24 protein-coding genes and 1 pseudogene are annotated in these 26,392 nt (G+C 52.0%); 9 read left to right on the forward strand and 16 right to left on the reverse strand.

Translation table 11 applies throughout. The annotated features are described in order from the left end of the window. Position 1: 1 nt before the first annotated feature. The gene (gene alsS, locus AC6EMZ_RS15820; protein ID WP_498403546.1) at positions 2 to 1,681 is read right to left on the reverse strand and encodes an acetolactate synthase AlsS; all 1,680 of its coding nucleotides are present in this window, start codon (positions 1,679 to 1,681) and stop codon (positions 2 to 4) included. A gap of 13 nt (positions 1,682 to 1,694) precedes the next feature. Continuing rightward, a complete protein-coding gene (budA, locus tag AC6EMZ_RS15825; protein WP_498403547.1) occupies positions 1,695 to 2,474 on the reverse strand; it encodes an acetolactate decarboxylase in 780 nt (259 codons plus the stop codon). A gap of 106 nt (positions 2,475 to 2,580) precedes the next feature. Here budA and AC6EMZ_RS15830 point away from each other — a divergent pair, with 106 nt between their 5' ends. The 4 genes from AC6EMZ_RS15830 to dsbG all read left to right on the forward strand — a co-directional run bounded on the left by AC6EMZ_RS15830 (position 2,581) and on the right by dsbG (position 6,654). Further along, positions 2,581 to 3,462: a LysR family transcriptional regulator gene (locus AC6EMZ_RS15830; protein ID WP_498403549.1), complete on the forward strand. Its 882-nt coding sequence runs from the start codon at positions 2,581 to 2,583 to the stop codon at positions 3,460 to 3,462. A gap of 79 nt (positions 3,463 to 3,541) precedes the next feature. Further along, on the forward strand, positions 3,542 to 3,919 hold the full coding sequence (locus AC6EMZ_RS15835; RefSeq protein ID WP_498403550.1) for a hypothetical protein: 378 nt from the start codon (positions 3,542 to 3,544) through the stop codon (positions 3,917 to 3,919). 46 nt (positions 3,920 to 3,965) lie between these two features. Then, positions 3,966 to 5,891: a protein-disulfide reductase DsbD family protein gene (locus AC6EMZ_RS15840; RefSeq protein WP_498403551.1), complete on the forward strand. Its 1,926-nt coding sequence runs from the start codon at positions 3,966 to 3,968 to the stop codon at positions 5,889 to 5,891. A gap of 1 nt (position 5,892) precedes the next feature. Continuing rightward, positions 5,893 to 6,654, forward strand: coding sequence for a thiol:disulfide interchange protein DsbG (gene dsbG, locus AC6EMZ_RS15845; RefSeq protein WP_498403552.1), 762 nt, complete (start codon positions 5,893 to 5,895; stop codon positions 6,652 to 6,654). Between the two features lie 6 nt (positions 6,655 to 6,660). Here the strand turns inward: dsbG and AC6EMZ_RS15850 are convergent, their stop codons facing one another. Both AC6EMZ_RS15850 and AC6EMZ_RS15855 read right to left on the reverse strand, forming a co-directional pair. After that, positions 6,661 to 7,968 carry a glycoside hydrolase family 10-like protein gene (locus tag AC6EMZ_RS15850; protein ID WP_498403553.1) on the reverse strand — a complete coding sequence of 436 codons (1,308 nt, stop codon included), beginning with the start codon at positions 7,966 to 7,968 and terminating at the stop codon, positions 6,661 to 6,663. Positions 7,969 to 7,975: 7 nt separating this feature from the next. Then, positions 7,976 to 8,263, reverse strand: a complete 288-nt coding sequence (locus AC6EMZ_RS15855) for a VF530 family protein (RefSeq protein WP_498403554.1) — start codon at positions 8,261 to 8,263, stop codon at positions 7,976 to 7,978. Positions 8,264 to 8,590: 327 nt separating this feature from the next. Here AC6EMZ_RS15855 and yjjJ point away from each other — a divergent pair, with 327 nt between their 5' ends. Together yjjJ and AC6EMZ_RS15865 are read left to right on the forward strand one after the other, a co-directional pair. Beyond that, on the forward strand, positions 8,591 to 9,895 hold the full coding sequence (gene yjjJ, locus AC6EMZ_RS15860; RefSeq protein WP_498403590.1) for a type II toxin-antitoxin system HipA family toxin YjjJ: 1,305 nt from the start codon (positions 8,591 to 8,593) through the stop codon (positions 9,893 to 9,895). Positions 9,896 to 10,096: 201 nt separating this feature from the next. Beyond that, a complete protein-coding gene (locus AC6EMZ_RS15865; RefSeq protein ID WP_498403555.1) occupies positions 10,097 to 10,678 on the forward strand; it encodes a nuclear transport factor 2 family protein in 582 nt (193 codons plus the stop codon). 24 nt (positions 10,679 to 10,702) lie between these two features. On the opposite strand, the gene AC6EMZ_RS15870 is transcribed toward AC6EMZ_RS15865, so the two are convergent. Then, positions 10,703 to 11,113: an ASCH domain-containing protein gene (locus tag AC6EMZ_RS15870; RefSeq protein ID WP_498403557.1), complete on the reverse strand. Its 411-nt coding sequence runs from the start codon at positions 11,111 to 11,113 to the stop codon at positions 10,703 to 10,705. Between the two features lie 121 nt (positions 11,114 to 11,234). Here AC6EMZ_RS15870 and tam point away from each other — a divergent pair, with 121 nt between their 5' ends. Beyond that, positions 11,235 to 11,993: a trans-aconitate 2-methyltransferase gene (gene tam / locus AC6EMZ_RS15875; protein ID WP_498403558.1), complete on the forward strand. Its 759-nt coding sequence runs from the start codon at positions 11,235 to 11,237 to the stop codon at positions 11,991 to 11,993. A 58-nt stretch (positions 11,994 to 12,051) separates the two neighbouring features. After that, positions 12,052 to 12,600, forward strand: a complete 549-nt coding sequence (locus AC6EMZ_RS15880; protein WP_498403559.1) for a GNAT family N-acetyltransferase — start codon at positions 12,052 to 12,054, stop codon at positions 12,598 to 12,600. A 7-nt stretch (positions 12,601 to 12,607) separates the two neighbouring features. On the opposite strand, the gene AC6EMZ_RS15885 is transcribed toward AC6EMZ_RS15880, so the two are convergent. The 9 genes and pseudogenes from AC6EMZ_RS15885 to sad form a co-directional block, all read right to left on the reverse strand. Then, positions 12,608 to 13,522: a bestrophin family protein gene (locus AC6EMZ_RS15885; protein ID WP_498403561.1), complete on the reverse strand. Its 915-nt coding sequence runs from the start codon at positions 13,520 to 13,522 to the stop codon at positions 12,608 to 12,610. Positions 13,523 to 13,729: 207 nt separating this feature from the next. Next, on the reverse strand, positions 13,730 to 15,181 hold the full coding sequence (locus tag AC6EMZ_RS15890) for a tagaturonate reductase (RefSeq protein WP_498403563.1): 1,452 nt from the start codon (positions 15,179 to 15,181) through the stop codon (positions 13,730 to 13,732). 119 nt (positions 15,182 to 15,300) lie between these two features. Then, positions 15,301 to 15,828, reverse strand: a complete 528-nt coding sequence (locus AC6EMZ_RS15895) for a GNAT family N-acetyltransferase (RefSeq protein WP_498403564.1) — start codon at positions 15,826 to 15,828, stop codon at positions 15,301 to 15,303. An 80-nt stretch (positions 15,829 to 15,908) separates the two neighbouring features. Continuing rightward, a complete protein-coding gene (locus AC6EMZ_RS15900; RefSeq protein ID WP_498403566.1) occupies positions 15,909 to 16,874 on the reverse strand; it encodes a sensor domain-containing diguanylate cyclase in 966 nt (321 codons plus the stop codon). Positions 16,875 to 16,926: 52 nt separating this feature from the next. Continuing rightward, positions 16,927 to 17,919: a diguanylate cyclase gene (locus tag AC6EMZ_RS15905; RefSeq protein WP_498403591.1), complete on the reverse strand. Its 993-nt coding sequence runs from the start codon at positions 17,917 to 17,919 to the stop codon at positions 16,927 to 16,929. Between the two features lie 180 nt (positions 17,920 to 18,099). Beyond that, positions 18,100 to 19,547: pseudogene (locus tag AC6EMZ_RS15910) on the reverse strand (GGDEF domain-containing protein). A 165-nt stretch (positions 19,548 to 19,712) separates the two neighbouring features. Continuing rightward, the gene (gene glsB / locus AC6EMZ_RS15915) at positions 19,713 to 20,639 is read right to left on the reverse strand and encodes a glutaminase B (protein WP_498403567.1); all 927 of its coding nucleotides are present in this window, start codon (positions 20,637 to 20,639) and stop codon (positions 19,713 to 19,715) included. A 63-nt stretch (positions 20,640 to 20,702) separates the two neighbouring features. Further along, entirely contained in the window at positions 20,703 to 22,292 is a 1,590-nt protein-coding gene (locus AC6EMZ_RS15920; protein ID WP_498403568.1) for a methyl-accepting chemotaxis protein, read from the reverse strand. 114 nt (positions 22,293 to 22,406) lie between these two features. Continuing rightward, positions 22,407 to 23,795, reverse strand: coding sequence for a succinate-semialdehyde dehydrogenase (gene sad, locus AC6EMZ_RS15925; protein WP_498403570.1), 1,389 nt, complete (start codon positions 23,793 to 23,795; stop codon positions 22,407 to 22,409). 98 nt (positions 23,796 to 23,893) lie between these two features. On the opposite strand from sad, the gene ptrR reads away from it, so the two are divergent. Next, positions 23,894 to 24,772, forward strand: a complete 879-nt coding sequence (gene ptrR, locus AC6EMZ_RS15930; RefSeq protein WP_498403572.1) for a putrescine utilization regulator PtrR — start codon at positions 23,894 to 23,896, stop codon at positions 24,770 to 24,772. On the opposite strand, the gene AC6EMZ_RS15935 is transcribed toward ptrR, so the two are convergent. After that, on the reverse strand, positions 24,726 to 25,208 hold the full coding sequence (locus tag AC6EMZ_RS15935; protein ID WP_498403573.1) for a GNAT family N-acetyltransferase: 483 nt from the start codon (positions 25,206 to 25,208) through the stop codon (positions 24,726 to 24,728). The genes ptrR and AC6EMZ_RS15935 overlap by 47 nt on opposite strands. A 68-nt stretch (positions 25,209 to 25,276) precedes the next feature. Further along, the gene (locus AC6EMZ_RS15940; RefSeq protein ID WP_498403574.1) at positions 25,277 to 26,224 is read right to left on the reverse strand and encodes a LysR family transcriptional regulator; all 948 of its coding nucleotides are present in this window, start codon (positions 26,222 to 26,224) and stop codon (positions 25,277 to 25,279) included. Positions 26,225 to 26,392: the final 168 nt, after the last annotated feature.

Raw genomic sequence — 26,392 nt, forward strand, 5'->3', positions numbered from 1 at the left:
ATTACAAAATCTGGCTGAGATGAAGCTGTCCCATCAGCAGCGGGTTATCGCTGTAGTCGACGGGGATTGCCACTACGGCAGGGCCATCGACATCCATTGCGGCGCGAAGGGTGGATTCCAGCGTTTCTGCACTCTCGACGGCAAAACCTTTGGCGCCAAAGGCATCGGCATAGGCTTTAAAATCGACGGGACCAAACTCAACCCCGGAAAGACGCTGGTATTTTTTCTCCTCCTGGATTGCCACCATGTTGTAGGCGTTATCCACCCAAATGATATGCAGCACGTTTGCTTTCAGTCGTACTGCGGTTTCCAGCTCCATGCTGGACTGTAAAAATCCGCCATCTCCCGACACCGACACCACTTTACGTTCAGGATTGACCAGCCATGCGCCGATTGCCCAGGGGAGGGCGACGCCCATGGTTTGTTGGCCATTGGAAATCATGATCTGACGGGCGCGGAAGCTGTAAAGGTAGCGAGCAATCCAGATGTGGAAGCTGCCCATATCGACGGTCAAGGTGACATCGCTGTTCACGATATCCTGCATGGCGCGCACGATACGCAGGGGATGTAAGGCAAACTGATTAAGTCGAGCGCCTCGGCGATCGAGCAAATCACGCTGTCGCTGGCGATCGACCAGGATCTCCGAGGCTCTGGGGCTGAGTATCAGCGGCATTTCAGTGCGGCTGGCTAATTTAGTCAGCGTGCCTGCAATGCTCCCGACCAGTTCAATATCCGGCGTATAGTGACTTTCTTCATAGGCCGGTAATACGTCGATATGTACGAGCGTGGCGTCACCCGTGTTCCACATCGCGGGCTCGTATTCAACGGGGCTGTAACCAATGCAGACAATCAGATCTGCCAGGTGAAGCAGTTTGTCACCTGCCTGATTATTAAAAAGACCCACGCGACCGGCAAAACGGGAAAAATGCTGCTGATTTACCGCACCTGCCGCCTGATAAGTACTGGTCACCGGAATGTGACTCTTCTCCAGAAGCTGGTGGAGGGCCGTGCTGTTTTCTTGCTGACTGGCCATCAGGCCCAGTAAAAACACCGGATTTTTTGCAGAGGCAATTAAACTCGCCACGCTGTCGATGGCCTCGTCCGGGGCGCTTCCCATCATGGGAGCGTTACTGGCAGGTAAAATGGCACCCGTCGCGGGTTGGTCGACAATATCCTGCGGCAGGCTGACAAAGGCGCTGCCGGGCCGACCCTGCTCTGCTGCACGAAACGCGTTGGATACCACTTCTGCGATAGCATCGGACGCATTAACCTCAACGGCGTATTTGGTGACCGGGCTGAACATCGCCACGGTATCCATACTTTGGTGTACTTGTTTCGCCTTATCTGCGCGTTTGACCGCGCCCCCCAGCGCCACCACCGGATCGCCTTCGCTGTTTGCTGTCGCCATTCCGGTTATCAGGTTTGAACAGCCAGGGCCTGAAGTGACCAGCGCAACGCCAGCCTTACCGGTAATCCGCCCGACGGCGGCCGCCATAAACGCGGCATTGGCCTCATGACGAACAGGAATAATCCTGATAGAGGAATCCAACAGAGAATCGAAAACTTTGTCTATTTTTGCCCCAGGGATCCCAAAGACCTGTTTGACGCCCTGCGCCTCAAGCTGGCTGACGATCATGTCGGCGCCATGCGCCCACTGGCGCGCGTGCTTTTCTTTCTCCACGGTGCTTCTCCTGTTAATTCTCAACTGAACGAATCGCGGCATCAAGATTGTCGGGATGCAGATTGGCTTGCAAAAAAGTAGTGTCATTAGGGAGATCGATCATCAGCTTATGAATCTCGCCGAACGTCAGCACGCCGTTATCGAGTTGATAATCGAGAAGATGTCCGCCTCCCTGACGGTCGTCAGTAATAAAATGTTCGTGATAGCCCGCCACGTTTATACCCTGCATATGTTGTGGGGTACGAAAGCCAACCAGCACGCCTTTGCGGTTGTTAAAGCGGAACACAGGCTGATCGTCGAGAACGTCGGTCATGGCGCGGTAGGGCGGCGGCTGACGCGGGACGGTGCGGGTATGCGCATGGCGGAAAGCACCGTCGATACGCAATGCACAAAAAATGTTATCGGACGGGATTTGACGATCGATGATTTCATGCAGCTGTTGACGGCTAACGGGGCCGTCAAAGGCTTTGCGATACTGCGGCTGAAACCAGGTTATCACCGCAAACGGCGTTTTCTGTTCAGGCCTGGCAGCATTGGCGCTCCCATCGGAGCGAAGTTGATAAACCTGGCTGTTGAACGCAATCAGTTCTCCGTCGAGTTCATTAAATGTCCCCAGACCAAAGTCACCGTGGGTTAACAGCTCAGCAATGGTGGTACTGCCTTCATAGACGCCGCTGAGCAGGGCGCTCATCAGAGAGGTCTGGAACAGAACTTTTTCCGGATGCTGCGCTGAGAAACCGCGTAGGGTCTGACACAGACTTTCTTCGCAGGAACAATCCGCAGAGTGGGTCATTGTTGTCTTCCTCGTTCAACTTTTTGTAGAAAGGTTAAATTAATGTTGACCCGATTCAGCTCTCAGTTCCAATATAGAAAGCATGATGGCTTGAGACGTTTTAGATATGGAACTTCGTTATCTGCGCTATTTCGTTGCCGTGGCGCGCGCACGCCACTTCACAAAAGCGGCGAAGGAACTTGGGATCTCCCAGCCTCCGCTAAGCCAACAGATTCAGCGCCTTGAACGAGAAGTAGGAACGCCGTTGTTGCGTCGGTTAACTCGTGGAGTTGAACTGACGGAGGCGGGCGAAGCTTTCTACGAAGATGCTTGTCAAATCCTCGCCTTAAGCGACGCCGCATTAGAAAAAACGAAAGGCATTGCTCGCGGAGTCAATGGACGATTAGCCATTGGGATCACCAGTTCTGATGCGTTTCATCCGCAAGTATTTACCCTGATACATCAGTATCAACAGCAATTCCCCGAAGTGACTATCCACCAGATAGAAGCCAATATGGCGACACTCATGACCGCACTAAGCGAGGCGGAATTGGATATTGCGTTCGTGCGGCTCCCTTGTGAAAGCACAAAGGCTTTTAACGTCCGGATTATTGATGAAGAGCCGATGGTGATTGCGTTAAATAGCCAACATCCGCTTGCTGACGAAACGTTGCTCCAGCTTGAGCAACTGCATAACACGCCTTTGATTCTGTTTCCCCGAGAGGTAGCGCCGGGTCTTTTTGAACGGGTATATAACAACTGCCATCGCGCAGGAGTAAACATGACGCGGACTTACCAGGCCTCGCAGTTGTCGTCTTCATTAAGCATGGTTGCAGCAGGCTTTGGGTTTGCGTTAGTCCCTCAATCGATGTCCTGTATCGTTCATCCCGGAGTGACTTACCATGGTTTTAAAGGCGCTTCTCTACAGACAGACGTCGCCATAGCCTGGCGTCGGTTTGAACGTTCTCGCACCGTTAAGCGATTTTTGGATATGTTTAACGCCTCATAAGACAAAACCTTACATTCAAGGTTCTTGTAGAATCATCGTTATCGTTTATGATCGGGCCATCTCACATTCTTGGTACTTTATGCGTAATCGTCAGCTTTTAGGTAAATGGTTCTTGATAATGGCTTGTCTGGCAATGGCACTATGCCTTGTCCAGCGATCCGTTTATCTTCACCATTTCTTACAGGGTGTCGGTGAGTCGGTACAGACGTCAATCCCGGTTAACGTGACGAACCCAGGTCTGGATGAAACTCAACCTGGCCCGTCGCCCTGTCAGCTCAGCGGTCACTCGCTACTGTGTGCCCAACCGCTATTCTTTGACGGTGCGTTGCCCGCGATTATCCTCTTCCTCGCGCTTCTGACTCAGTTCACGCAAGTTCGAATATCCCGTTTCAGGGATAAACCTACCCTGGTGCCACCGCACCGAATACATCTTATAAACTGCGTTTTTCGTGAATGAAAAAGTCGTTTTCTAACGACTCACTTATCTATTCACGGAGAAAAGAATGCGTAATATCCTCAGGGGCCTGTTCCTCCTGTTGTTGTCTTGCACGGGCCTTGCCCACGCGGCCGACACGGGATGGCTGGTATCCCCTCAAAATGATCATGCCCGGATTCGTTTCCAGGCAGAAAGAAGTCAGGACCGTATCTACGGTTTGCTTTATGTCGAGCTGGCGTCAGGCTGGAAAACCTATTGGCGTACGCCAGGTGAAGGCGGCGTAGCACCGAAAATCACGTGGAATAATACGGTTCAGGATGAATGGTTCTGGCCTGTACCATCACGATTCGATATCTCAGGGCTGACGACTCAGGGCTATCACCAGCAGGTCATCATCCCGATGATCCTCACCGGTTCGTCTGATGATGCGCTGGCTGGCACGCTGACGTTATCAACCTGTAGTAACGTTTGCCTGCTCACGGACTATCCGCTACATCTGGATTTCAGTCAGCCCGTTGGACCTGGTTTCCAGGACGCTTTTGAAAGCGCGATGCGGGCTATTCCAAAAGAAGACGGGGTAACATCAGATCTTGCCGCGCATCTGGCTGGAAATAATCTGATTATTACAGCTTCGACGGCGGATAAATGGGAGAAACCAGCCGCGTTCTTTGATGAGATAGCGGGTGGTGTGATGCCTGGTGAGCCAAGCTACCGTACAGACGGGCAACATCTGACAGTGACGGTTCCCGTGACCGATGAGTGGGGCGATCGGCCCGTATCGCTCGCCGGTAAAACCCTTTCTCTTGTGCTGACTAATGGCGACAAAGCGCAGCAATCCCACGTCATTCTGGGCAGCGATATCGCGGATGCATCCGCCGCAGGAAGCGAGAATAACCTGGGAAGGATGCTGCTCTTTGCGCTGCTCGGCGGTCTGATTCTGAACCTGATGCCCTGCGTGCTACCCGTCATGGGGATGAAGCTTAGCTCGGTGCTACAGGCGGGGTCAGACAGGAACAAAATCAGACTACGCTTTTTGGCAACCAGCGCAGGGATTTTGACCTCATTTGCACTTTTGGCTCTGATGCTGACGACGCTGAAATTAACGGGCGCGTCGCTGGGATGGGGGATTCAGTTTCAGAACCCGTGGTTTATCGCCGTAATGGTGGTTGTCACCTTTGTTTTTGCACTGAATCTCTTTGGCGCATTTGAGGTATGGTTGCCTTCATGGGCTATCGGGAGAATGGCGACGGCTGGTGGCACAGGGCTGAAAGGGAGCTTTTTTGAAGGTGTTTTTGCCACGCTGCTGGCAACCCCATGTTCGGCACCGTTTCTCGGCACAGCCGTCGCGTTTGCGCTGGCGGCCCCTTTGCACGATCTGTGGCTGATCTTCTTTATGCTGGGGCTGGGGATGAGTTTGCCGTGGTTGTTTGTCGCATTGATCCCAAAAACCGCGATGTTGCTTCCGCGGCCTGGGCGCTGGATGAGGGCGTTGAAAATCATACTGGGCCTGATGATGCTGGCTTCCAGTCTGTGGCTGGCAACGCTGCTCGGGGGGCATTTTGGCGAGAGGGAGAGTCCATCTTCAGAGTCAGAAGTCGCGGCGGGGCGTATTCATTGGCAGCCGCTGAGCGAAGAAGCGATAACGAGCGCGTTGGCTGAAGGCAAACGCGTATTTGTCGATATCTCCGCCGACTGGTGCGTAACGTGCAAGGTCAATGAGTATCGGGTGCTGAATCAGCCTGAGATCGTAGCCGCCCTCAATCAGCCTGATGTTGTTGCGCTTCGCGGCGACTGGAGTCAGCCCTCGGAGATGATCACGGCGTTTTTGCAAAAAAGGAATAGCTATGCCATACCGTTCAATCAGGTTTATGGTCCTGCCAGGCCCAGCGGAGATATTCTTCCTCCCTTACTCGATAAACAAACGCTGCTTCGCACGTTAAATAGTGCAATAGATGATAACAGGGGCGAATTGCCCCACTATAAGGGACGATAAAATGAAATATCTTATTCCGATCGTAGCATGGTTTATTTCCACATTAACGTTCGCCGCTGATAATGTCCCGCCGATTGTGAAACAGTTCGGTGAGCAGCAGGGCATTACCATCCTTAAGGAAATTAATGCGCCAGGCGGTGTTAAAAGCTGGCTTGGGCAATATCAGGACATGGGTGTGACGCTTTTCCTTACCCCTGATGGTAAACATGTTATTTCTGGTTATCTTTATGATGATAAAGGGAAAAATATTAGTGAAGAGTATTTCAATAATGAGATCTATATTCCCTTAGGTCGCAAAATGTGGGACAGCTTAAATAAGGCGAATCCTCTGAAGGAGGGCGCTGATAACGCGCCCAGAAAAGTCTATGTCTTTGCCGATCCGTTTTGCCCTTATTGCAAAGCCTTTTGGTCTGAAGCCCAACCGTGGGTAAAAGCAGGGAAGGTACAGCTGAATACGCTGCTTGTCGCTTTTCTAAATCCTAAGAGTGGACGAAACGCAACGGCAATATTAAATGCTGACAACCCGGTTGAAGCCTGGAAAGAGTATGAATTATCGGGTGGTAAGAAACTGCCTAAATATGAGGGCGCAGCCTCACGAGAGATCTTCAATCTTCTTCAGAATCACCAGAAGTTGATGGACGAACTCGGCGCGAATGCTACGCCCGCTATTTATTACATGAATGACAAAAACGAGCTACAGCAGGTGGTTGGAATGCCAGACGATAAGCAATTGCTTGATATGTTTGGTCCAAAACCTGAGTAGCAATCATCACGTGCCCCAGCGGCTTTTAATATAGCTGACCGCTTCCTGAGCCTGGGGCTGGTTGAGATAGTCCTCTCTGAACAGAATCGTACCGTCAATGTGCGGTACAGATTCATTCAAATCGAGCTGCTTTTTAAGCTCTGGCACGCCACCATTAACCGTCCAGTCAGGTTCATTCTTCGAATGTTCACCCACTTTATACAGCGCTACGCCAATATAAAGGCGAGTGTTTGTGGGTTTCACGACCTCTGCCCACCATTTCGCCAGCACATCATAGCGTGCGGCTTTGCGAGAGAAGGGCCAGTAAACCTGCGGCGCGATGTAATCCAGCAACCCTTTTTGTACCCACAGGCGCGTATCGGCAAACGCTTCGTCATAAGCTGCCGCGCCAGAGGTCTCGGAACCCAAAGGATCGTGTGAACGATTTCGCCAGACGCCTGCGGGGCTGACACCGAACTCGACGTTGGGATTCAGCTGTTTGATAGTCCGAGAGACTTGTTCAATGAGCTGTTGCGTATTGTGTCTACGCCAGTCTGCCTTTGAGGAAAATCCGCCGCCATATTTCTGAAACGTTTGGCTATCGTTAAGCGCAGAGGCTGATGTTTCGGCATAGAAGTAGTCATCAAATTGCACGCCATCCACCGGGTAACGAGCGACCACTTCAGCCACGATACTGGTGATCCAGTCCCGCGCCTCGGGAATACCTGGGTCGAGCACAAAGCGATCGCTGGCCGTGCGGATCCAGTCACGATGCAGCACAAACACGCTGGCGGGGTTATACGAAACGGTACGATTTAACTCGGCGACGGTGGATGGTTTGGTGTTCGTCGTTACGCGGTAAGGATTAAACCAGGCGTGGACCTTCATGCCGCGCTTGTGCGCTTCATCCAGCATAAAGAGCAGCGGATCGTAACCCGGATCGACGCCCACTTTACCCGTCAGAGTATCTGACCATGGCAAAATTTTAGAGGGCCACAGCGCGGTACCGTCGGGTTTCACCTGGAAAAATACGGTATTGATCCCGAGGCTCTTGAGTTTATCGAGCTTGTCAGTCAGCGCTTTTTGCTGCTGCGCGTTACGCACACGAGGATCTGAGACATTGACGGAAGCGATAGGTGGCCAATCGAGGCGAGAAACGGTTGCCAGCCAGACGCCACGCATTGGCTGCTGATTGTGATCATTTTCATTGGGAAGAGGGCGTTTAGCAACTGGCGGAAGTGGAGTGACCAGTGATTTCGGCGGCGTAGAGGAGCAGCTGGCCAGCAAAAGAGCGCAAGCAACGAGCATGCCCAGGCGCTTGATCTGTCGTGTCATCTTCTCATTAGCTCTTTTTAATTTGACTATTAACCCATGGATTGAACGCCGGTTCATCGGATTTATCGTCGACGATATCCTCAAGCGAATCCAGATAAAGCGCCTCAACTTCCGCGCGGGCCCACGGCGTACGGCGTAAAAACTTTAAACTGGATTTCACGCTAGGATCTTTTTTGAAGCAGTTGATGTTGACCAGTTGGCCCAGCTTATCCCACCCATAATGTGCCACAAGGGCGCTGACTTGCATCTCAAGCGTGACGCCATGCAAGGGATCTTTTGAAGTGTGAGCTGTCATATTAAGTCCGTTAATTCGAATATTTGGCAATGGTGATAAGCAAGGGAAGGTTACAAGAAAGCAGGGGGACCAGCAATGATATCGATGAGTTTAGGGAAATTAAAGCGGGTGATTTTGGGTGTTGTACGTCAATTCTGACGCATCATGATGCTTGCTGGAATGTCAGAATTTACGGAGAATAACCATTTTTCATAAAAGTATTTTACATCATATAGTTACATCGTTTATCCGCAGAGCTCGGGCTCGTGCGGAAACTGAACATGACAGGTGACCGGATAGATGATAAATTATCTATTCACAAACCTATTCAAAGAGCTATTCACATCCATGACAAATCGAACTGATATGATACGACAATTGCTACGTCAGGGACCAATGCCCGTAAGGCAACTGACTAATATTATTGGTATTAGTCAGCCGACCATGTCCCGAGCTTTAAAGGTGCTTGGTGAAGAAGTCGTTCGAATTGGCTCAGGTCCTTCTATTCAGTATGCTTTACGCGACGCTTTTCGCGGGTTTAGTTCTGCTCCCATTTACCGCGTAAACGAAGAAGGCCAAGTGAAATCACTGGGTAAACTCATTCCGGTTCATCCAGACGGGTTTGTCATGGAGCAGGCTGATAAAGTGTGTCTTCACAGTGACGGACTACCATGGTGGCTTTTTGACATGCGGCCGCAGGGGTATCTTGGGCGAGCGTATGCATCCACCTATTCCAGTGGGCTTGGCTTATCTCCCAACCCGGAAGACTGGACAGACGCTGAAGTCATTAGAGCCTTACTGGTTCATGGTCATGATGCGGTAGGGAATCTGTTAATAGGGGAACAGGCAAGATACCAGTTCGTGGAAATGCCGGTGCCAACACCCGTTGATCGAGACGCTGCCTATCCAGCATTAGCGTTGGCCGTTAGCTCCGGTGAAGCGCCTGGCTCATCTGCTGGCGGCGAACAACCAAAATTTTGCACCTATACAGAACGTGGCCACGTCATCGTGAAATTCACGGCACTTGACGATAACCCCATTAGCGAACGCTGGCGCGATCTGCTGCAGGCCGAACATCTGGCCCTAAAAACCCTTGGTGTCGAAACCGAGGTGTTTGATTTTGGAGGTCAGCGCTTCCTTGAGATCCCCCGGTTCGATAGAGTGGGTCCGTTAGGTCGTATAGGCCTATTTTCTTTACGGGCGCTGGAGGCGGAGTTTGTTGGCCGAGCAAGAGACGTCTGGCCCATTCTGGTGAATGAACTGATCAGACAGGAGCAGGTTAGTGTTGAGGCCGCCATTAGCACGGCACGGCTCTGGGCATTTGGGGTGCTAATCGGCAATACTGACATGCATCATGGGAACCTGTCATTCATCAGTGGACATGGTCGGCCATATCATCTTGCGCCAGCATACGACATTCTGCCGATGGGGTTTGCCCCTAAATCAGGCGGAGAAATAGTGAATACGCTACGTCCAGCCACGCTGCTTGAAGCAATCGACGGGGAGGTCTGGCGGGAAGCACTGGAACTGGCTGAGCACTTTTACGCTTTGACCCTGAGTTGCAACAGTTTCTCCGCCAATTTTGAACCTTGCTTAGCGGCGCTGCGTAACCACCTTGATGAGGCCAGATCGCGCATATCGCGTTTGGGATAACGAGATTATTGCTTCTTGAATCAATGCCGGTCCGGCATATAGGGGAGTGAAGATGTGCATTGTGAACTTATAGCCATTATAGTTGATTTAACATAATATACATTATGCGCACCTAGGTTGTAGGAGCTAAATACTAATCTCGATTTGTGGCTCATTGGAGATGCGACTAAACTCATTCAAGTTAATTAATGGGAGTCACACATGCATAATCAGCTTCAGGACCGACAACAGCTTAACGACTTGATGAATGGCTGGATGCATCGCGATCTTGGCGAATGGGATCAGTTGCGTAACTTATTCCACAGTGATGGAACCATCGAGATAACCTGGTTCGAAGGTTTAGGCAGCGATTTTGTCGACGGTTCGATTCGTATGGGTGCCTCTGACGTACGCACCAAACATCTTATCGCCGCACCGGTTATTACCTTCAACGCCAGCGGCAACAAAGCCATTCTCGAAACTAACGCGATGATCATCGCTGAAAACGTTAAGCTCAATGTGGGCTGCGAATGTCATAACCGCTTTTATGATATGGCTGAGAAACGAGACGGTGTCTGGAGATTGTTCCGCCGTCAAAGCATCTACGACATGGGCACATTTACGTTTCCACTAGGTCTGGTAGAAATCGATCAGACGGTCGTTTCAAAATACCCTCGAGAATATGCCACGCTTGCCTACGTATTAGAAAAAAGCGGTTTCCCGATGCAGCGTGTATTTGCCACCCGCGGAAGCGAACTTGAGCAAAGCATGAAGCGTGACGGCCAAAAATGGCTATCTCTCTGAACATAAAAGCATAAACGACTCCGATTACATGACTTCTACGAGTTGGAACTCTTCAGCGACGAGTTCCATACTCTCTGAAAATGTCCCTTCCCGACTGAAAAAAGCCCTATGCTCCTTTTGCCAGAATTCAAGGCTCAAATCGCCCTCGCCTTCTTTTCTGGCAAAGGTTTCGTCGACATCACAGAACTTAACAATTCTCAATGAAATCAATCTAATCACACAAACCGGTAATTGCTGGCCGTTGAGAATAATATGGTAGCTCCCGACATTGGGTGACGGACTCTCAGCTATAAAAGAGGCGAGCGACCCGCATGACGCTGTTTTTCTGCCTTTAACCACAAGCTCGGCAAGTTCATCCGCCATGTTCACGCTGTCCCCGAATGACCATGCTATCGAGCCTGGGTACGTAGACTTCAAACTTTCCACTGATACCATTCGATCCCTGCCATCTATGAGTATATAAGAATGTAGATTTTACATCTTTTGCAACAACGCATCCCGCCAGTCATTTTCCTTTGATCTACACTTGCTGAAACATGCAAACAGGAGAACATCGATGGCCGATTGGAACCCTTCTCTTTACCTGCAATATGGCGCCGAACGTACGCGCCCTGCTGCTGAATTGCTGGCAAGAATTGCCCTTAACGATGTATCTTCAATTGTTGATTTGGGGTGTGGGCCCGGCAACAGCACTGCATTATTGCACCAACGCTGGCCATCTGCGCAAATTGTTGGCGTGGATAATTCCCCTGCTATGTTGGAACAAGCCCGCGTCGCTGTTCCAGAATGTCGTTTTATTGAAGCGGATATTCAGCGATTTAGGCCCGAGCATGCACTGAATCTGATTTATGCCAATGCTTCATTGCAATGGGTCCCTGACCATTATGAATTGTTGCCCCATCTTGTTTCATTGCTTGCGCTCAACGGGGTTTTGGCTATTCAAATGCCTGATAATCACCAAGAACCGACGCATGTTTTGATGCGCGAAGTCGCTTACGAGCAAGGTTATCCCGATCGTAGTCGTGATGCATTACCCGGCGTTCATGCTTATTACGATATTTTGAGTGAGGCTGGATGCGAAGTGGATATCTGGCGCACGACCTACTATCACAAGATGAGCTCGCACCAGGCAATCATTGATTGGGTGAGCGCAACGGGATTGCGGCCCTGGTTACAGGAGTTGAACGAAAGCGAGCAGCGAAACTATCTGAAACGCTATCAAGAATTGCTGGAACAGCAGTATCCACTTCAGGAAAATGGACAGATTCTGCTGGCATTCCCGAGACTCTTTATCGTCGCCAGACGCGAGCCCTAAAGCTTATCCATTGATATACAACCCGACCGCTGCACGCGTAGAAAAGGAGATATGCGCTATGTCTGTTCCGATATTAACGACCGAACGGCTCGTTCTTAAACCGCTTGAAGCACAGGACGCCGCACAGATACAAAAACTCTATCCACAGTGGGAAATTGTCCGTTACATGGTTTCGTCCGTCCCCTGGCCTTACCCGGATAATGGCGCTGAAAGCTACGTTAACAATGTGGCGCTGCCGGACGTAGAGAAAGGCGTGGCGTGGTTCTGGACAATCCGACGCCATGAGGCACCAGATGAATTAATGGGTCTGATTTGTTTGTACGATGTCGAAGACAATAATCGTGGCTTCTGGCTCGCTCCCCATTGGCAAGGAAAGGGCTACATGCGTGAAGCCAGTATTGCGGCCACGGATTACTGGTTCAATGTGCTAAAAAAACCTTTGCTTCGCGCGCCAAAAGCATCGGTCAACGCGCGCTCTCAGCGTATTTCGCTAAGTAGTGGAATGCGTATGGTGAGAACGGAAAAGAAAGCCTACGTCAGCGGTATGCTGGACTCCGAACTATGGGAAATCACGTGCGATGAGTGGAACGCCTTGCAGCGTTCCTGAACCATTGTTACGTCAACTGGTAGCGTCTGTCCGGCAGCAAACGTGCTGGGATGGTGGGTTCATCATTCATCTGCAGGAGATCGATTTCCATTGCATTGCAAATAGCATCCAGTGGTAAGTCGTTATTTTCGATACCAAAAGGTTCTTCCAGCTCTTCTGCTAACGCATCGAGTGCGATGAAGGTATAGGAAACCAGCACGGAGACAAACGGCGTCATGTAATGCAGGTCGCCGACTAACGCGAAAGGCAGCATGATGCAGAACAGATAAACCGTACGGTGCAAAATCAAGGTATAAGCAAACGGCACAGGCGTATTGGCGATACGCTCACAACCGGCCAGCACGACCGACATATCGTTCAGTCGATTATTGAGGCTGTGAAATAAGATGTCCGACAATTGCCCTTCCCGCCTTCTGACTGCCAACCATTCACCCATAATCAGCAGAATGCGATTCGACGGAGAATGAGAATCCATCACCTCACGGAGATGTTGTGCGGACAAATACTGAGAAAGCTGCTCCGCCTGCGGTTGTCGGCGCAGCGTCATGCGCAGGCAATGTGCGAAAGCAATTTGCAGGCGGACAAATTCCCCCAGATGCTGATCGCCAGGTAGCGTGTTTTTCACCTCGCGAAATAGCGAGCGCGACGCTATCATCAACTGCCCCCAAAGCTGGCGAGCCTCGACGTAGCGTGAATAGCAGGCGTTATTGCGAAAACCAAGGAAGATGGCGATCGCTACGCCAAGAATACTAAATGGCGCAACGGTTAACTTGATACCTAGCGAGGTATACCACGGCAGCATTAAGACGACGGCGATAGAAAGCAGAAAGTTGAGAAACAGCCGGGTAAAAATTTTAGACAGAACGGAACCGTGCCAGACAAAAATCAGGCGCAACCAGTGCTGTTGAGGACGAACAATCATAGTCAGCTTCAGGTAGAATAAAGAGCGTGGCTATTAAACGTGATCGTCGTCACGGTTGCAAGCTTGTTACCGACTCTTTGCATACTCTCCTCTGCTCAGCAGTGATGGCACGATGCCGCTGCAACGTGTGTAAAAAAAAGAGCGGATAGTATGTTGTAACTAATTTTTTGCGTTTTAAAAACCCGGCCGAAGCCGGGCACTTTTACCTCAACATAAAGGCTTAACGGCTGCGCGCATACCCTGATGCAGAATCGCATCCAGGTCGAGTGTAACTTGTTCTACCAATCCGCTGACCTGAGTCAGATCCTGCTCCCAATGGTCGCTCACGCTAAGAACCGCACTGACCAGTTCGCGGGTGCTAATTTGCTTATCATGATGTTGTGACCACAGCTGCTGAAAACGCTCCAGCCAATGCGCATCATCCTGCACCGGATAGCTTTCTCCGAAACGCTCAGCGCGATAGAACGCGATGAGCGCCGCCAGGGCAAAGGTCAGACGCGCTGGCAACGTACCTGTAGCCTTCTGCCCTTTTAGCAACTGCGGCAGAATACGTGTGCGGAACTTAGTCATCCCATTCAACGAAATAGACAGTAACTGATGCTTGATGTACGGGTTACGGAAACGACCGGTGACGGCGCTTGCGAATGTCTCAAGCTCGTCTTTCGGCAGATCCAGCACCGGGATTATCTCCTGATAAATCGCTTTTTCAACGAAGGCACACACCTCTTCATCGTTCATTGCCTCACCCACGGTATCCAGCCCGGCCTGGAAGGCAACCGGAACCAGCGCAGTATGTGCGCCGTTGAGAATCGCGACTTTACGCTCTTTATAAGGTTTGATGTCGTCAACAATCAGCACGTTCAGCGGATATTTATCCAGGCGCAGCTCGCGGGCCAGCGATTTTGGCCCCTGAATCACAAACAGATAAAAGTGCTCTGCGGTATCGAGGAAACCATCGTGATAGCCCAGTTCTGCTTCTAGTGCAGCCACTTCATCGCGCGGATAGCCGGTGACGATACGATCGACCAGCGTTGAACAAAACGTATTAGCCTCGTTAAGCCATTGAGTGAAGGCAGCCGGGAGCGCCCACTCCTGAGCATAACGCAGTACCAGTTCTTGCAGCGCATCACCATTATAATCAATCAGTTCGCACGGGATAATCACCCAGCCTTTATCCACAGCACCGTTAAAATGGCTGAAACGCTCAAACAGCAAACGGGTTAATTTAGCAGGATAGCTCACCGCCGGGGCATCATCGAATTTGTCATCAGCGTGATAGCTAATGCCCGCTTCAGTGGTGTTAGAGAAGACAAAACGCATATCAGGATTGTGCGCCAGCTTCAGGAATTCTTCATACTGGCTGTAAACACTGATCTCACGATTAACCGAGCGGATAAGACGCGCATCGCTGACTGCCTCACCCTGTTCATTCAGGCCCCGAATGATGGTGGTATACAGGCCATCCTGGGTGCTTAACGACGGTGGAAAATCACTCTGGATAGGGCGAACAATAACCACACCCGCGTTCAGATCGGTATGCTCGTTCAGCAGATCAACCTGCCAGTCAACGAACGCACGTAAAAAGTTACCTTCACCAAACTGAATGATACGTTCTGGGTAAAGTGCTCCGGGAAAATCACGACGGTTGAGTGTGTTCACAAAGAGGTTCCTTTTTATTGATTAGTCATACAGCCTGATAAGATTGGTCCAATAACTTATCAAACTTTACGACCACGAACCCCTGTTTTGATCAACTCATGCAGCAATTGTGAAAAGAATTATAAAAACTTATAGAACACAGATGTTGCGGTCATTTCACCGTCGGGCATCAGCGCATAGCGTGGTATCTCGCCCACTTTGTGCCACCCCGCGCGCTGGTAGAACGTCTCTGCCCCGCTACCCGAGGCGGTATCCAGTACAAGCACGGTTTTATGTTGGATTCGCGCTTCGGTTTCGAGCGCCTCCATTAAGGCCATCGCCACACCTTTACGCCGGGCGTTATCGTGTACCAAAAGCTTGGCAACATCAGCGCGGTGCGGTTGGTTTTCCGGCTGATCGGTGATGAGTTGCACGGTCCCAAGAAATGCACCGTCATTGTCACGACAGACCAAAACGGTACGCTCCCCCCGGCCCACGCTGTCGGCAACACCAGTCCAAAACTGACGGGCGTTTTCATCTGTGAAGGGTTGCATGAAACTGACTGAAGCACCGCCGTTAACGCAGTTTTCGAGGATATCGGCCAGTGCCGCAATGTGGCAGAGAATCGCTTCCCGGGAGAGCATTTGAATAGATAATGAGGAGGTCATAGGTGTCCTTAATTATTCCCTCCCCACCTTGCCTTTAACATTTATTTAACGCAAGCACCTGAACATAGGCTTTCGTGATGTTAGCGGCAAACGCCATGTTTTTGCTTCATGGCAAACATCTTCTCATCGGCTATTTTCAGCCAGCGCTGGATATCGCCTTGTTGATGGTCGAATTCACATACGCCCCAGGAGAACGTCAGGCTCCAGGCATGTAAACCCTGCTGGTTATAGTTGGCCACCTGCTCGGTCAAATATTGCATCGCAATCCACGCGCCCTGCTCATCAGTATCGGCAAAGAGTACGGCAAACTCATCACCGCCATAGCGCACCAGAAGATCGGCTTCGCGAAATGACGCACGCATCAGGTCAGCCATTGCTTTTAGCGCAATGTCACCTTCATCATGACCGTAGCGATCGTTAATCTGTTTAAATTTGTCCAGGTCTATCCAGGCAAGCGTCAAAGGTTCTGCACGCCGCCGAGCCCCGGATAGCGCAAACGCCGCGAACTGATTGAATCCACGCCGGTTGAATAATCCTGTCATTTCATCGGTCGTCGCCGCCGTGGCGGCGGCAAATTCGTCCTCTGCCAGTGCTGCCAGGTCGTTCAGGGCGGCAATATCGGCGGCACTAAAATCACGAGGAATATGATCCACTACGCAGATCGTTCCCACGGTCGCGCCATCGGGCAAGCGCAAAGGAATGCCAGCATAAAAACGCACGCCTGGATTGCCCGTAACTAACGGATTATCGACAAAACGCGTATCGCTAAGGGTATCAACCACCACCAGCGGTGTGTTGCTCAGAATGGTATGTCCGCAAAAAGAGATATTGCGTGGGAGTGTTTTTGCGGCCGGGCCGTCAACCGACCTGGCTATCTGCGATCGCTCATCGACAAGGTTGACCATCGCGACGGGTACGTCGAAGAGGCGCTTCGCCAGCCGCGTGAGCCTGTCGTAGGGTAAATGGTTATCTGACTCCAGAAGCCCGGACTCTTTCAGGGATAACAAACGTTGTGATTCATTAGCAGGGATCGCGGGCGCTTTCATAGTCTCTCCTGACATTAAGCCTCTTGAAAGCTTAGCCTAAAGAGTACGCTTGTCAGTGTGCGAAAATTCTATTTTTACCGTCACGTTTGGCCCGATAGAGCGCATCATCCGCCGCCTGTAGCCAGTCGGTGACGTTTGCCATCTCACGGGTTGCGACGGCAATACCAATACTCAGCGTACAATTCACCGTGGTTTCCGCGACATCGTCTATGACGGCGGTCGCATCCATGATACGAGACGCCACAACCTGCGCCTCTTCAATGGTGGTGTTCGGCAGTAAAATCACAAACTCGTCACCACCCAGTCGAGCCGGAGTATCGGTCTGACGCGTCGCGAGATGCAAGATTTCAGATACCGTGGCGAGCATGGCATCACCCACTTTATGACCAAAACGATCGTTCACGTCTTTAAAATTATCGATATCGATAAACATCAACGCAGACTCACGATGCGCCTGCTGAAGTTTCTTCAGCTCGTGATCGATTCGCTTCTCCAGCAAACGTCGATTGGCGATATCCAGGAGCGGATCCATCATGGCGATCCGTTCCAGCTCGCGTGACTTCAGGCGTAATCGAATAGCGATTCGATCCGTCAGCACGCTAAGCGCAATGATATAAATCCCAATCAGAGGGAGCGTAAGGTACATCGTGCGCTGCGACACATACGGAATAAACGCCATGCCTTGCGTGAGCCACCCGGCCATAAAAGCAACCAGCATCGCAACGGCGGCCTTCTTCATCAGCCCAAAACCGCCCGCAGAGAGACGGTCAGCCAGCAGGATTGTCGCCATCACCACGGACGGTAGCGGATTGCCCGCCATCATCGCTATCCAGAATCCCCCCGCTCCCGCATCAATCACCAGATTTTGATGTTCGGTTTTGAGTGGAGACGCCGAGCGGATGGCGCGCTGCCAGGCAATCGTCGGCCAGATAAACGCATTCACCGCCAGCAGCAGCATGAGCCATAGAGGCCGTTGATGTTCAATAAGAACCGACAGAATAGGAATAAAACAGAGAAAGGTACCCAGGACACGCATCAGGAACATACGTTTGACAAACCGGCTACCTGGTAAACCTTGGTTTTTATTGAATTTGTCAATAACGGTCATGATGCGATTTTTCCGAATTATCATCTCCGGTATCTTATTGAGCTTAAAAATACGTAGCAAGCAATTTATCAGCAAATTGATAACATCTACGCCGCATTCTGCCTGAAATGGATGCGGTTACACCTGCTCCGAGCGTTTTTGCGGTTCCACGATAAGCCTCCCGTCAGATTGACGCGCGCTGGTACGATTACGCCCTGCTTTTTTCGAACGATACAAATACTCATCTGCTTCAGCCATGAGCTTGTTGAAAACCTCAGTCAGTTGCCAGGCTTCAGACTTTGCACTCCCCAAACCAATACTGACGGTCAGGAACAATGACTGCTGTCGCCAGGTAAAGGTATGGTGTTCTATTGACGTCCTGATCCGTTCCGCCAGCTCATAGCCTTGTCGGGAATCCTCGGAGTTTACGACGACCGCAAACTCTTCTCCGCCCATTCGCGCAACCAGACCATCCTCGCCCACCACGTCCTGAACTTTAGCCGCAAAGGCCGCCAGCACCCGATCGCCACACTCATGACCATAATTGTCATTAATGTTTTTGAAGTAATCGATATCCAGGAGCATGACCGTCAGAAAACGGGGATGCCGATGAGACTCTTCATGTTTAAGGGCTTCATACAGACCCGAGCGAGAATAGACGCGGGTCAGAAAGTCATAATCCGCGCGCAGAGAGACCTGCTGCATCAACGAATTGATCGCGGCCATACTCACGGACACCATGACCGGACAAATCGCCATCGTGGCGATCCCCAGACGAGCCGAGAACATCATCGGCGTCGAAAGCGGTGTTGCGACGGCGATATCAATTATGGAGTTGGCCACCAGAATAATTTCGAGTCCGCCGGTAACGAAGGTGAGCAGACAGGTGGCTGGCAGCGAATAGCGCACCGCACACCAGATAAGTGCCGGTAATGGAAATGCCAGACTTCCCGCGCCGCCAATGACCGCGGAGGCGATAACGGAGACGATCAGTGCCAGCACCGGTAAGAGATGTTCTACGCGTAACGGGTGCTTGATGACCGGTATCTTCACCGTCAACAGACACGGTAAAATCAACACCCCTGTTGAAAACTGCTCGCTAAACCAGTCGGCATACAACGGCCAAAACGTTTGGCTATCAATGCCAACCGAGCCGAGAGCGCCCACTAGCGCGCACAGTAACGCCGCAATAAGGCAGTAATTGAACAGGCGCAACGCATTGATGGGATCCGGCGTTTTACGCCCTTGTTTTCTGTCACGCGTCACCAGCATGGCAACGATCACGATAAAGACCATATTGGAGAAATTGATCACCACCGAGGCAATACCCCAGTTTGTGGTCACCGCGTCGTACATCAGCATGGCAACGTACGATACCGCGTAATAGTGCATACGGTTCAGATACACGTAGCGAGCAAACACCCCGGCCATCACACCGTTAAGCGGCCAAAACAGTGATAGCGCTTCCACCAGCCGCAGCTCCGCACCGATAAAGTAAACAGCGTGGTGAGGATAAAAATAGTGGCTACGTTTCGCAGTGGGTTTTCAGGTTGAAATGGCTTGAAAGACAACAAAGAAGATCGCATCAAATATCAATCCATATAATTGCTTAGCGCAACTATTCAGCGGTCAACGGCATGAATAATAAAAGCTTAGCATGGATCTATAACATACATTGCGAGGGAGCATAACCCATTAAGCTTTGGGGTAAATGCGCCGCACAAGCCGGTGTAAAAGGTCGAACCTCGTTATCAATACACCGAGCGCCCAAGACGCTGCGTCAGCTGTTCCAGCACCGCAACACCTGCCAGCGAGTTGCCTGTTGCATCCAGTTCAGGGCTCCAGACGGCAATGGCCATTTCATGAGGGACAATCGCGACAACGCCGCCACCCACGCCTGATTTCGCCGGCAGCCCAACGCGCCAGGCAAACTCACCCGCGTTCTGATACATACCGCTCGTTGCCATCAGCGCATTAATTTGTCTGGCCTGCATGGGAGAAACCACCGGCTGGGAAAGATGCGCGGCGTGACCTTTATCGGCCAAAAACAGAAAGGTTCGCGCCAGTTCGACGCAGTTCATTTTCAACGCGCAATAGTGGAAATAGTTTTGCAGGACAGTCGCCACGTCATTGTGGAAGTTACCAAAGGATTTCATTAGCCAGGCGATCGCCGCATTGCGGGCCGAATGCTCAAACTCAGAACGGGCAACGTTAGCATCGTAGAGAATATCGGACACGCCGCTTAGCTGACGCACGATTTCCAGCATGCGCTGACGCGGGGCGCTAAGACGACTTTGCAGCATATCGCACACCACCAGCGCACCGGCATTAATGAAGGGGTTACGGGGAATGCCCTGCTCAATCTCAAGCTGGAGCAGCGAGTTAAAAGGCTGACCGGAAGGATCTTTGCCCACGCGCTGCCAAATTTCATCTTCCTGATACTGGCGCATCGCCGCGACCAGGCTCAAGACTTTCGAGATCGACTGAATAGAAAAACGCTCAGTGGCATCCCCGGCCTGATACTGCTGTCCATCCACCGTACAAATAGCAATACCCAGCTTGCTCCCGCTTACACAGGCCAGCGCCGGGATATAATCAGCGACTTTACCTTTACCCAGTAACGGGCGAACCTGCGCCAGAATCTCTTCCAGCATCTCATTATGGATAACCGCAGCCACAGTTTGCTCCTTGCCTACAGGCCAAAAACGGGCTGGGAGTATAACAGAGGCTGATATGTTGCGTCAGGCAGGAAGACGAAAACGCGAGACGGCCTGCATCAGAAGGTAAGATTCATCATGCAGCCGACGTGACGACTCTGAAGCCGTCGTGACCAGCGCATCCGTTTGCCGCGAAACCTGATTAAGCGCCTTAAGCTGACGAGTCATCTGATGGATACTGTCGCCCTGGCTCAGGGTAGCTACGGAGATATCATTCAGCAAACTGCTTAAACTCGCCACCAGCCCGGTGACTTGCTGCAGGTTATCTTCCAGACGGACCACCGCTTTTGAGCCATCCTCGATGCCTTGCAAAGAGTGATTAATCAGCCCCTGAATGGTCTGTGTTGAATGACTGCTTTTTCTCGCCAGCAGACCCACTTCGCGCGCGACTACCGCAAATCCCCTGCCCTGGTTCCCCGCGTGAGCCGCTTCAATGGCCGCGTTGAGCGCCAGGATATTGGTCTGAAAAGCCACGCTGTCGATCATAGCCACTATCCCGCGCATCTCAGAAGATCGCTCAACAATCGCCTGCATTGAGGCATTGACGGTTGACATCATCATATCGCCACCCGCCGCAGCCTTGCGTGCCTCGTCGGCGCGTGAGCTGGCAAGCTTGGCATATCCCGTATTGCCTTCGACGTGGGTTTCGAGGGTGGCAATGTGCGCAGTGACATCATTAAGCTCCTGCGCCTGTCGCGCCGATTGCTGGTAGAGTTTCTGATTGCCTTCCGCCAGGGAACCGATGTTTTCCACCATTGAGGTGGTCGCCTCGCTCACCTGCGTGACCAGTTGCTGCAACCCCTGCTGCATGGTCCTGATACTGGTGCTTAGCCGCCCAACTTCGCGGTTAAAGCATTTCACTGACGGGGGTGAAACAGACAAATCCCCGGCCGCAAGTCGATCGATATGAGCAACCTGCTGGCGCAACGGCGTAATCACCCAACGCGACATTCCAAACCAGACCAAAACGGCAATCGCCAACAATAAAACGGGGGCCAGCAAAAAGAGAGACTGTAGGCCTGATAATTGCCCCATAAGAGATTCGCGACCTGCATTTGCTCGTTGCTCGCTCATCTGCTGATAGCGGGCATAGTTGTCATTAAAATCGGTCTGAAACGCCTGAGCAGGAACCGCAAAAAAAGCATCAATCGAGTTGGTTTTGACCAGACCTTCGGCTTGTTCGTTGATAGCGCCGTAAAAAAGCTGATAGCTGCTGACCAGAGCCTCATCCTTTTGAGGATTGAGCGACAACCATATATTCCATGCATCATGAGATGCGTTTAACGCCTTCTGGGCCTCATCCATTAAGCTGTGCCAGCTTCCTTCGGATCCGGTTTCTTTGTCCTGCATAAAGTAGACACCGGAGCGGTTGAGCAGATCGCTTGCTGCCAGCAAAGTCACGCGCGCCACATCCAGCTTGCTTTGTTGCAGCTGCGCCTGCTGGTTATGCTGCTCATTGCGCTGGGCATCGCGTAGCGAAGCATTGAGCAATATTGAGGAGGAGAGTTGCAGCGCGGAGAAGAGTCCGATAATACAAAAGATTCCGGCCAGAAGACCAAACTGACGGGGGAGAAAGCGCTTCGCAATACGGCTAATAATTTGCGTTAGGTTCATAATATTCTTCTGTAACAGTACGTTAGACGCGAGCGAGTCTACGAAACGTTAATGACAGAACCATGACACTACAATGACAAGAGCCTTCATAAAGAAGGCCCATTTTGTCGAATGCTACACGCGATCTTTCCACACCGTCTGGATATTACAAAACTCATGCAATCCAAAGTGCGACAGCTCGCGACCAAAGCCGCTTTTCTTCACGCCACCAAAAGCCACGCGCGGGTCACTGGCGCTATAGCCATTGATAAACACCCCTCCGCACTCCAGACGACGAGCCAGTGATTCAGCCTGCTGTTCATCTGCGCTAAAGACGGTGGCTGAAAGACCAAAATCACTATCATTTGCCAGCGCCAGAGCGTGCTCCGCATCTTTCGCAATAGTGATAGCGGCAACGGGGCCAAACAGCTCCTGACGAAATGCCGTCATCTCAGACCCTACGTTTGTGAGTATGGTCGGAGCGTAGAAGTTACCCTCACCTGCGATTTTCTCGCCGCCGAGCAATAGCGTAGCGCCTTCCTTCAACGTGGCCTCAACCTGCTGATGCAGCTCATCGCGTAGATCAAATCGAGCCATCGGTCCCAGATAATTTTCTTCACTTTCTGGCGAGCCCATTTTCAGTACAGCCGTAGCCGCCACAAAGCGCTCGGTAAATTCGGCTGCAATTCCTTCCTCGACGATAAAGCGTTTCGCGGCAGCACATACTTGCCCGGTATTTTGATAACGTCCGGTGACGGCGGCCTTCACTGCCAAATCCAGGTCTGCGTCGTTTAATACGATAAACGGATCGGAACCCCCCAGCTCCAGCACGCATTTCTTCAACGCGGCCGCCGCCTGGGCACCAATCGCTGCACCGGCGCGAACGCTGCCCGTCACGGTAATTGCTGCCATTCGTCGATCGTTAATCGCCTGGCTGACGCCATCGTTCGTGGCATTGATCCAGCCAAAGACGCCTTCGGGGAAGCCCGCCTCTGCAAAGACTTTAGCGATAAGCGCCGCCGAGCCCAGAACGTTTGGCGCAGGCTTTAATAAATAGCTATTGCCGGCCAGCAGAATCGGCACTGCGCCGCGCAGCACCTGCCACAGCGGGAAGTTCCACGGCATCACGGCGAGAATAGGCCCAAGAGGGCGATATTCAATTACCGCCTTTTGCGCTTCAACCAACGTAGGCTCCGCACTCAGCATGGCCGGGCCCTGCTCGGCGTACCAGTCGCACAGGCTGGCTGATTTAGCCACTTCTGCGCGGGCCTGCAGTATCGGTTTCCCCATTTCGCGGGTGATGGTTTGCGCCATTTCCTCAGCGTGAACGCGAAGCGCCGCGCCGAGATCGCGCAGCTTCTGCGCGCGATGGGCCACACGCTCATGACGCCACTGGCGAAAAGCGGCGTCAGCGTCGGCAATCGCCCTATCCACTTCGCGCGCCGTCGCCCACAAATGGGCCGTGAGGGTGTCGCCCGTGGCAGGATTGACAGAAATTGCGTGGGTAGAAGGTGTAGGCGTCATAAGAGTCTCCGTATAAAAGGGTTGATTCATTGTGTCCCACTCTGCTATTTCTGAAAACTGAATAATCATGACCAACTTGTTCACAAATCGAGAATGTTATGGATTTAACCCAGCTTGAAATGTTCAACGCGGTCGCGCAGACCGGGAGCATCACCCAGGCCGCGCAGAAGGTACATCGCGTCCCGTCAAACCTGACCACCCGAATACGCCAGCTAGAAGCCGACCTTGGCGTTGAGTTATTCATCCGTGAGAATCAGCGCCTGCGTCTTTCTCCGGCGGGACACAATTTTTTGCGTTACAGCAAACAGATCCTGGCGCTGGTGGATGAAGCCCGCATGGTCGTCGCCGGGGACGAACCGCAGGGATTGTTCGCCCTTGGTGCGCTTGAAAGTACCGCCGCTGTTCGGATCCCAGAATCTCTGGCGCGGTTCAATCAGCGTTATCCGCGCATTCAGTTTGCGCTCTCCACAGGCCCGTCCGGGACGATGATCGACGGCGTGCTGGAAGGCACCCTGAGTGCCGCGTTTGTTGATGGTCCGCTATCGCATCCAGAGCTGGACGGAATGCCTGTCTATCAGGAAGAGATGATGCTGGTCGTGGCGGCAGGACATGCCAAAGTGACACGTGCGACGCAGCTTAATGGCAGCGATGTTTACGCATTCCGGGCAAATTGCTCTTATCGCAGGCATCTGGAGAGCTGGTTTCATGCCGACCGGGCGATGCCGGGACGTATCCATGAAATGGAGTCTTATCACGGTATGCTGGCCTGCGTGATAGCGGGTGCGGGAGTGGCGCTGATGCCCCGCTCCATGCTTGAAAGCATGCCGGGGCATCTTCAGGTTGAAGCCTGGCCGCTGGCGGAAAACTGGCGCTGGCTCACGACCTGGCTGGTATGGCGACGCGGGGCGATGACGCGCCAGCTTGAAGCGTTTATAGCGCTGCTAAACGAACGTCTGCCACCAGCGCTTTCTCCATAAACAGGCTTAGCGGATCCTCGGCGTAAGGGGCAAATGCTTCGCGCATAAAGTACCCGTGGTTTTCATAAAGGCGTACCGCCGCGTGCTGCTTAATACCGGTCTCCAGACGTAACGTGTGGCATCCGCGTGAAAGCGCTTCATCTTCCAGGGCAGCAAGCAGCTTCTCGCCCAACTGCTGCCCACGATGCGTCGGGTCAATGTAGACCCGCTTCATCTCACCGGTTCCGTCATCATTCAGGACAATCGCGCCGCAGCCGACGGCTTTCAGCTGACGATCGCGGATCGCCATCACGATCAGGCGTTCAGTCGGTAATTGCGACAGATCGAGCAAGTGATTGCTCTCCGCTGGATAGAGTTCGCTCTGATAAGCATCGAGCGCAGCAATGAGCGTAATAATATCGGGATGTGAAGCGGATTCAGAGGTGATCGAATACATAGCAGGCTCCTTTGTTGTTTTTACTCCAACATAGCGCTGCGTTACCGATGGACCTTCATAGTATTAACTTATGATGTGCTGTCAGGTACTTGCCAATAAAGCGGCGTACCAAACACCTCAACGTAATAATCAATCACCGCCCGGACGTTGAGGGGTGGATGGCGAGCATGGGGATATATCGCCGCGATAGACTGGGGTTCGGTATTAATTGAGGTTTCATATTCGGGCAGAAGCGCGACCAGTTCCCCCGACCGGAGTTTATCCCCCATCAGCCAGTCCGGGAACAGAACCAGCCCCATCCCACCGGATGCCGCCTGGAGTAACGTATCTGCGTTATTTGAACTCAGCAGCGGCGAGACGGGGTAATGCACCCACGCCCTGCCCGGCTTTCTAAAATGCCAACGGTTTGGACCGGACGAGCCGCGATAAACCAGGCAAGGCAGCCTGCTCAAATCGTCAGGGCTTGAAGGCACACCATGCTGGCGAATCCAATCCGCTGAGGCTGCCAACTGATAATGCTGCGTACCAAAAACCCGCGCGTGGAAGGCTGAATCCGTCAGCGCGCCAATACGGAATATCACATCCGCCGCATCTTTATGTGGATCAATAAAATCATCGGTCTGGATCATTTCAATCAGCAGGCGCGGATAACGTTCAGATAAACCCGCAAGCCATGGCGCAATATGTCGCTGCCCGAAGAACACGGGCGCATTAATTCGAACCAGCCCCGAAGGCTCAATATTACGCTCAGATAGCGCCTCACGAGCGGCTTCGATTTGTCCGGCAATATTTCGGGCGTACTCGGCAAAAAGGCGTCCGCTTTCCGTCGGGATGATTGCCCGCGTATTGCGATAAAAAAGCTGCTGTCCCAGTGCATCTTCAAGTTGATGGATGACCCGCGACACCTGCGAAGCCGAGATCCCTTCGCGTCGGGCAACGACGGAAAAATTTTGCGCATCAAAGACATCCAAAAAAATTTTCAGCGCGCGAAGATTGACGGAACCGAGGTCGTACATTGACGCATTTCCTGCAAAGGTGTTTCACGCACTATAGCATTTTTCGCAACGCGCTAACGCGGTAACCTCCACCGCCTGAATCACTGTATAGAGTTAACGATGCATCTTTTACTGATTATATTCGTTGTGGCGGGCGGGATGGGCTTGTCCATCGAAGCGGGATTATTG

The organism is Enterobacter sp. SCRI0065, assembly GCF_059766475.1.

Coding starts and splice junctions, on each gene's coding strand:
- AC6EMZ_RS15920 (WP_498403568.1), bottom strand. CDS start 22,292: ATGAACCTAACGCAAATTATTAGCCGTATTGCGAAGCGCTTTCTCCCC.
- yjjJ (WP_498403590.1), top strand. CDS start 8,591: ATGACAAATCGAACTGATATGATACGACAATTGCTACGTCAGGGACCA.
- ptrR (WP_498403572.1), top strand. CDS start 23,894: ATGGATTTAACCCAGCTTGAAATGTTCAACGCGGTCGCGCAGACCGGG.
- AC6EMZ_RS15885 (WP_498403561.1), bottom strand. CDS start 13,522: ATGATTGTTCGTCCTCAACAGCACTGGTTGCGCCTGATTTTTGTCTGG.
- AC6EMZ_RS15905 (WP_498403591.1), bottom strand. CDS start 17,919: ATGTTCCTGATGCGTGTCCTGGGTACCTTTCTCTGTTTTATTCCTATT.
- AC6EMZ_RS15900 (WP_498403566.1), bottom strand. CDS start 16,874: ATGAAAGCGCCCGCGATCCCTGCTAATGAATCACAACGTTTGTTATCC.
- AC6EMZ_RS15895 (WP_498403564.1), bottom strand. CDS start 15,828: ATGACCTCCTCATTATCTATTCAAATGCTCTCCCGGGAAGCGATTCTC.
- dsbG (WP_498403552.1), top strand. CDS start 5,893: ATGAAATATCTTATTCCGATCGTAGCATGGTTTATTTCCACATTAACG.
- AC6EMZ_RS15870 (WP_498403557.1), bottom strand. CDS start 11,113: ATGGTATCAGTGGAAAGTTTGAAGTCTACGTACCCAGGCTCGATAGCA.
- sad (WP_498403570.1), bottom strand. CDS start 23,795: ATGACGCCTACACCTTCTACCCACGCAATTTCTGTCAATCCTGCCACG.
- AC6EMZ_RS15840 (WP_498403551.1), top strand. CDS start 3,966: ATGCGTAATATCCTCAGGGGCCTGTTCCTCCTGTTGTTGTCTTGCACG.
- AC6EMZ_RS15940 (WP_498403574.1), bottom strand. CDS start 26,224: ATGTACGACCTCGGTTCCGTCAATCTTCGCGCGCTGAAAATTTTTTTG.
- AC6EMZ_RS15855 (WP_498403554.1), bottom strand. CDS start 8,263: ATGACAGCTCACACTTCAAAAGATCCCTTGCATGGCGTCACGCTTGAG.
- tam (WP_498403558.1), top strand. CDS start 11,235: ATGGCCGATTGGAACCCTTCTCTTTACCTGCAATATGGCGCCGAACGT.
- AC6EMZ_RS15830 (WP_498403549.1), top strand. CDS start 2,581: ATGGAACTTCGTTATCTGCGCTATTTCGTTGCCGTGGCGCGCGCACGC.
- AC6EMZ_RS15865 (WP_498403555.1), top strand. CDS start 10,097: ATGCATAATCAGCTTCAGGACCGACAACAGCTTAACGACTTGATGAAT.
- AC6EMZ_RS15935 (WP_498403573.1), bottom strand. CDS start 25,208: ATGTATTCGATCACCTCTGAATCCGCTTCACATCCCGATATTATTACG.
- AC6EMZ_RS15850 (WP_498403553.1), bottom strand. CDS start 7,968: ATGACACGACAGATCAAGCGCCTGGGCATGCTCGTTGCTTGCGCTCTT.
- budA (WP_498403547.1), bottom strand. CDS start 2,474: ATGACCCACTCTGCGGATTGTTCCTGCGAAGAAAGTCTGTGTCAGACC.
- AC6EMZ_RS15835 (WP_498403550.1), top strand. CDS start 3,542: ATGCGTAATCGTCAGCTTTTAGGTAAATGGTTCTTGATAATGGCTTGT.
- AC6EMZ_RS15880 (WP_498403559.1), top strand. CDS start 12,052: ATGTCTGTTCCGATATTAACGACCGAACGGCTCGTTCTTAAACCGCTT.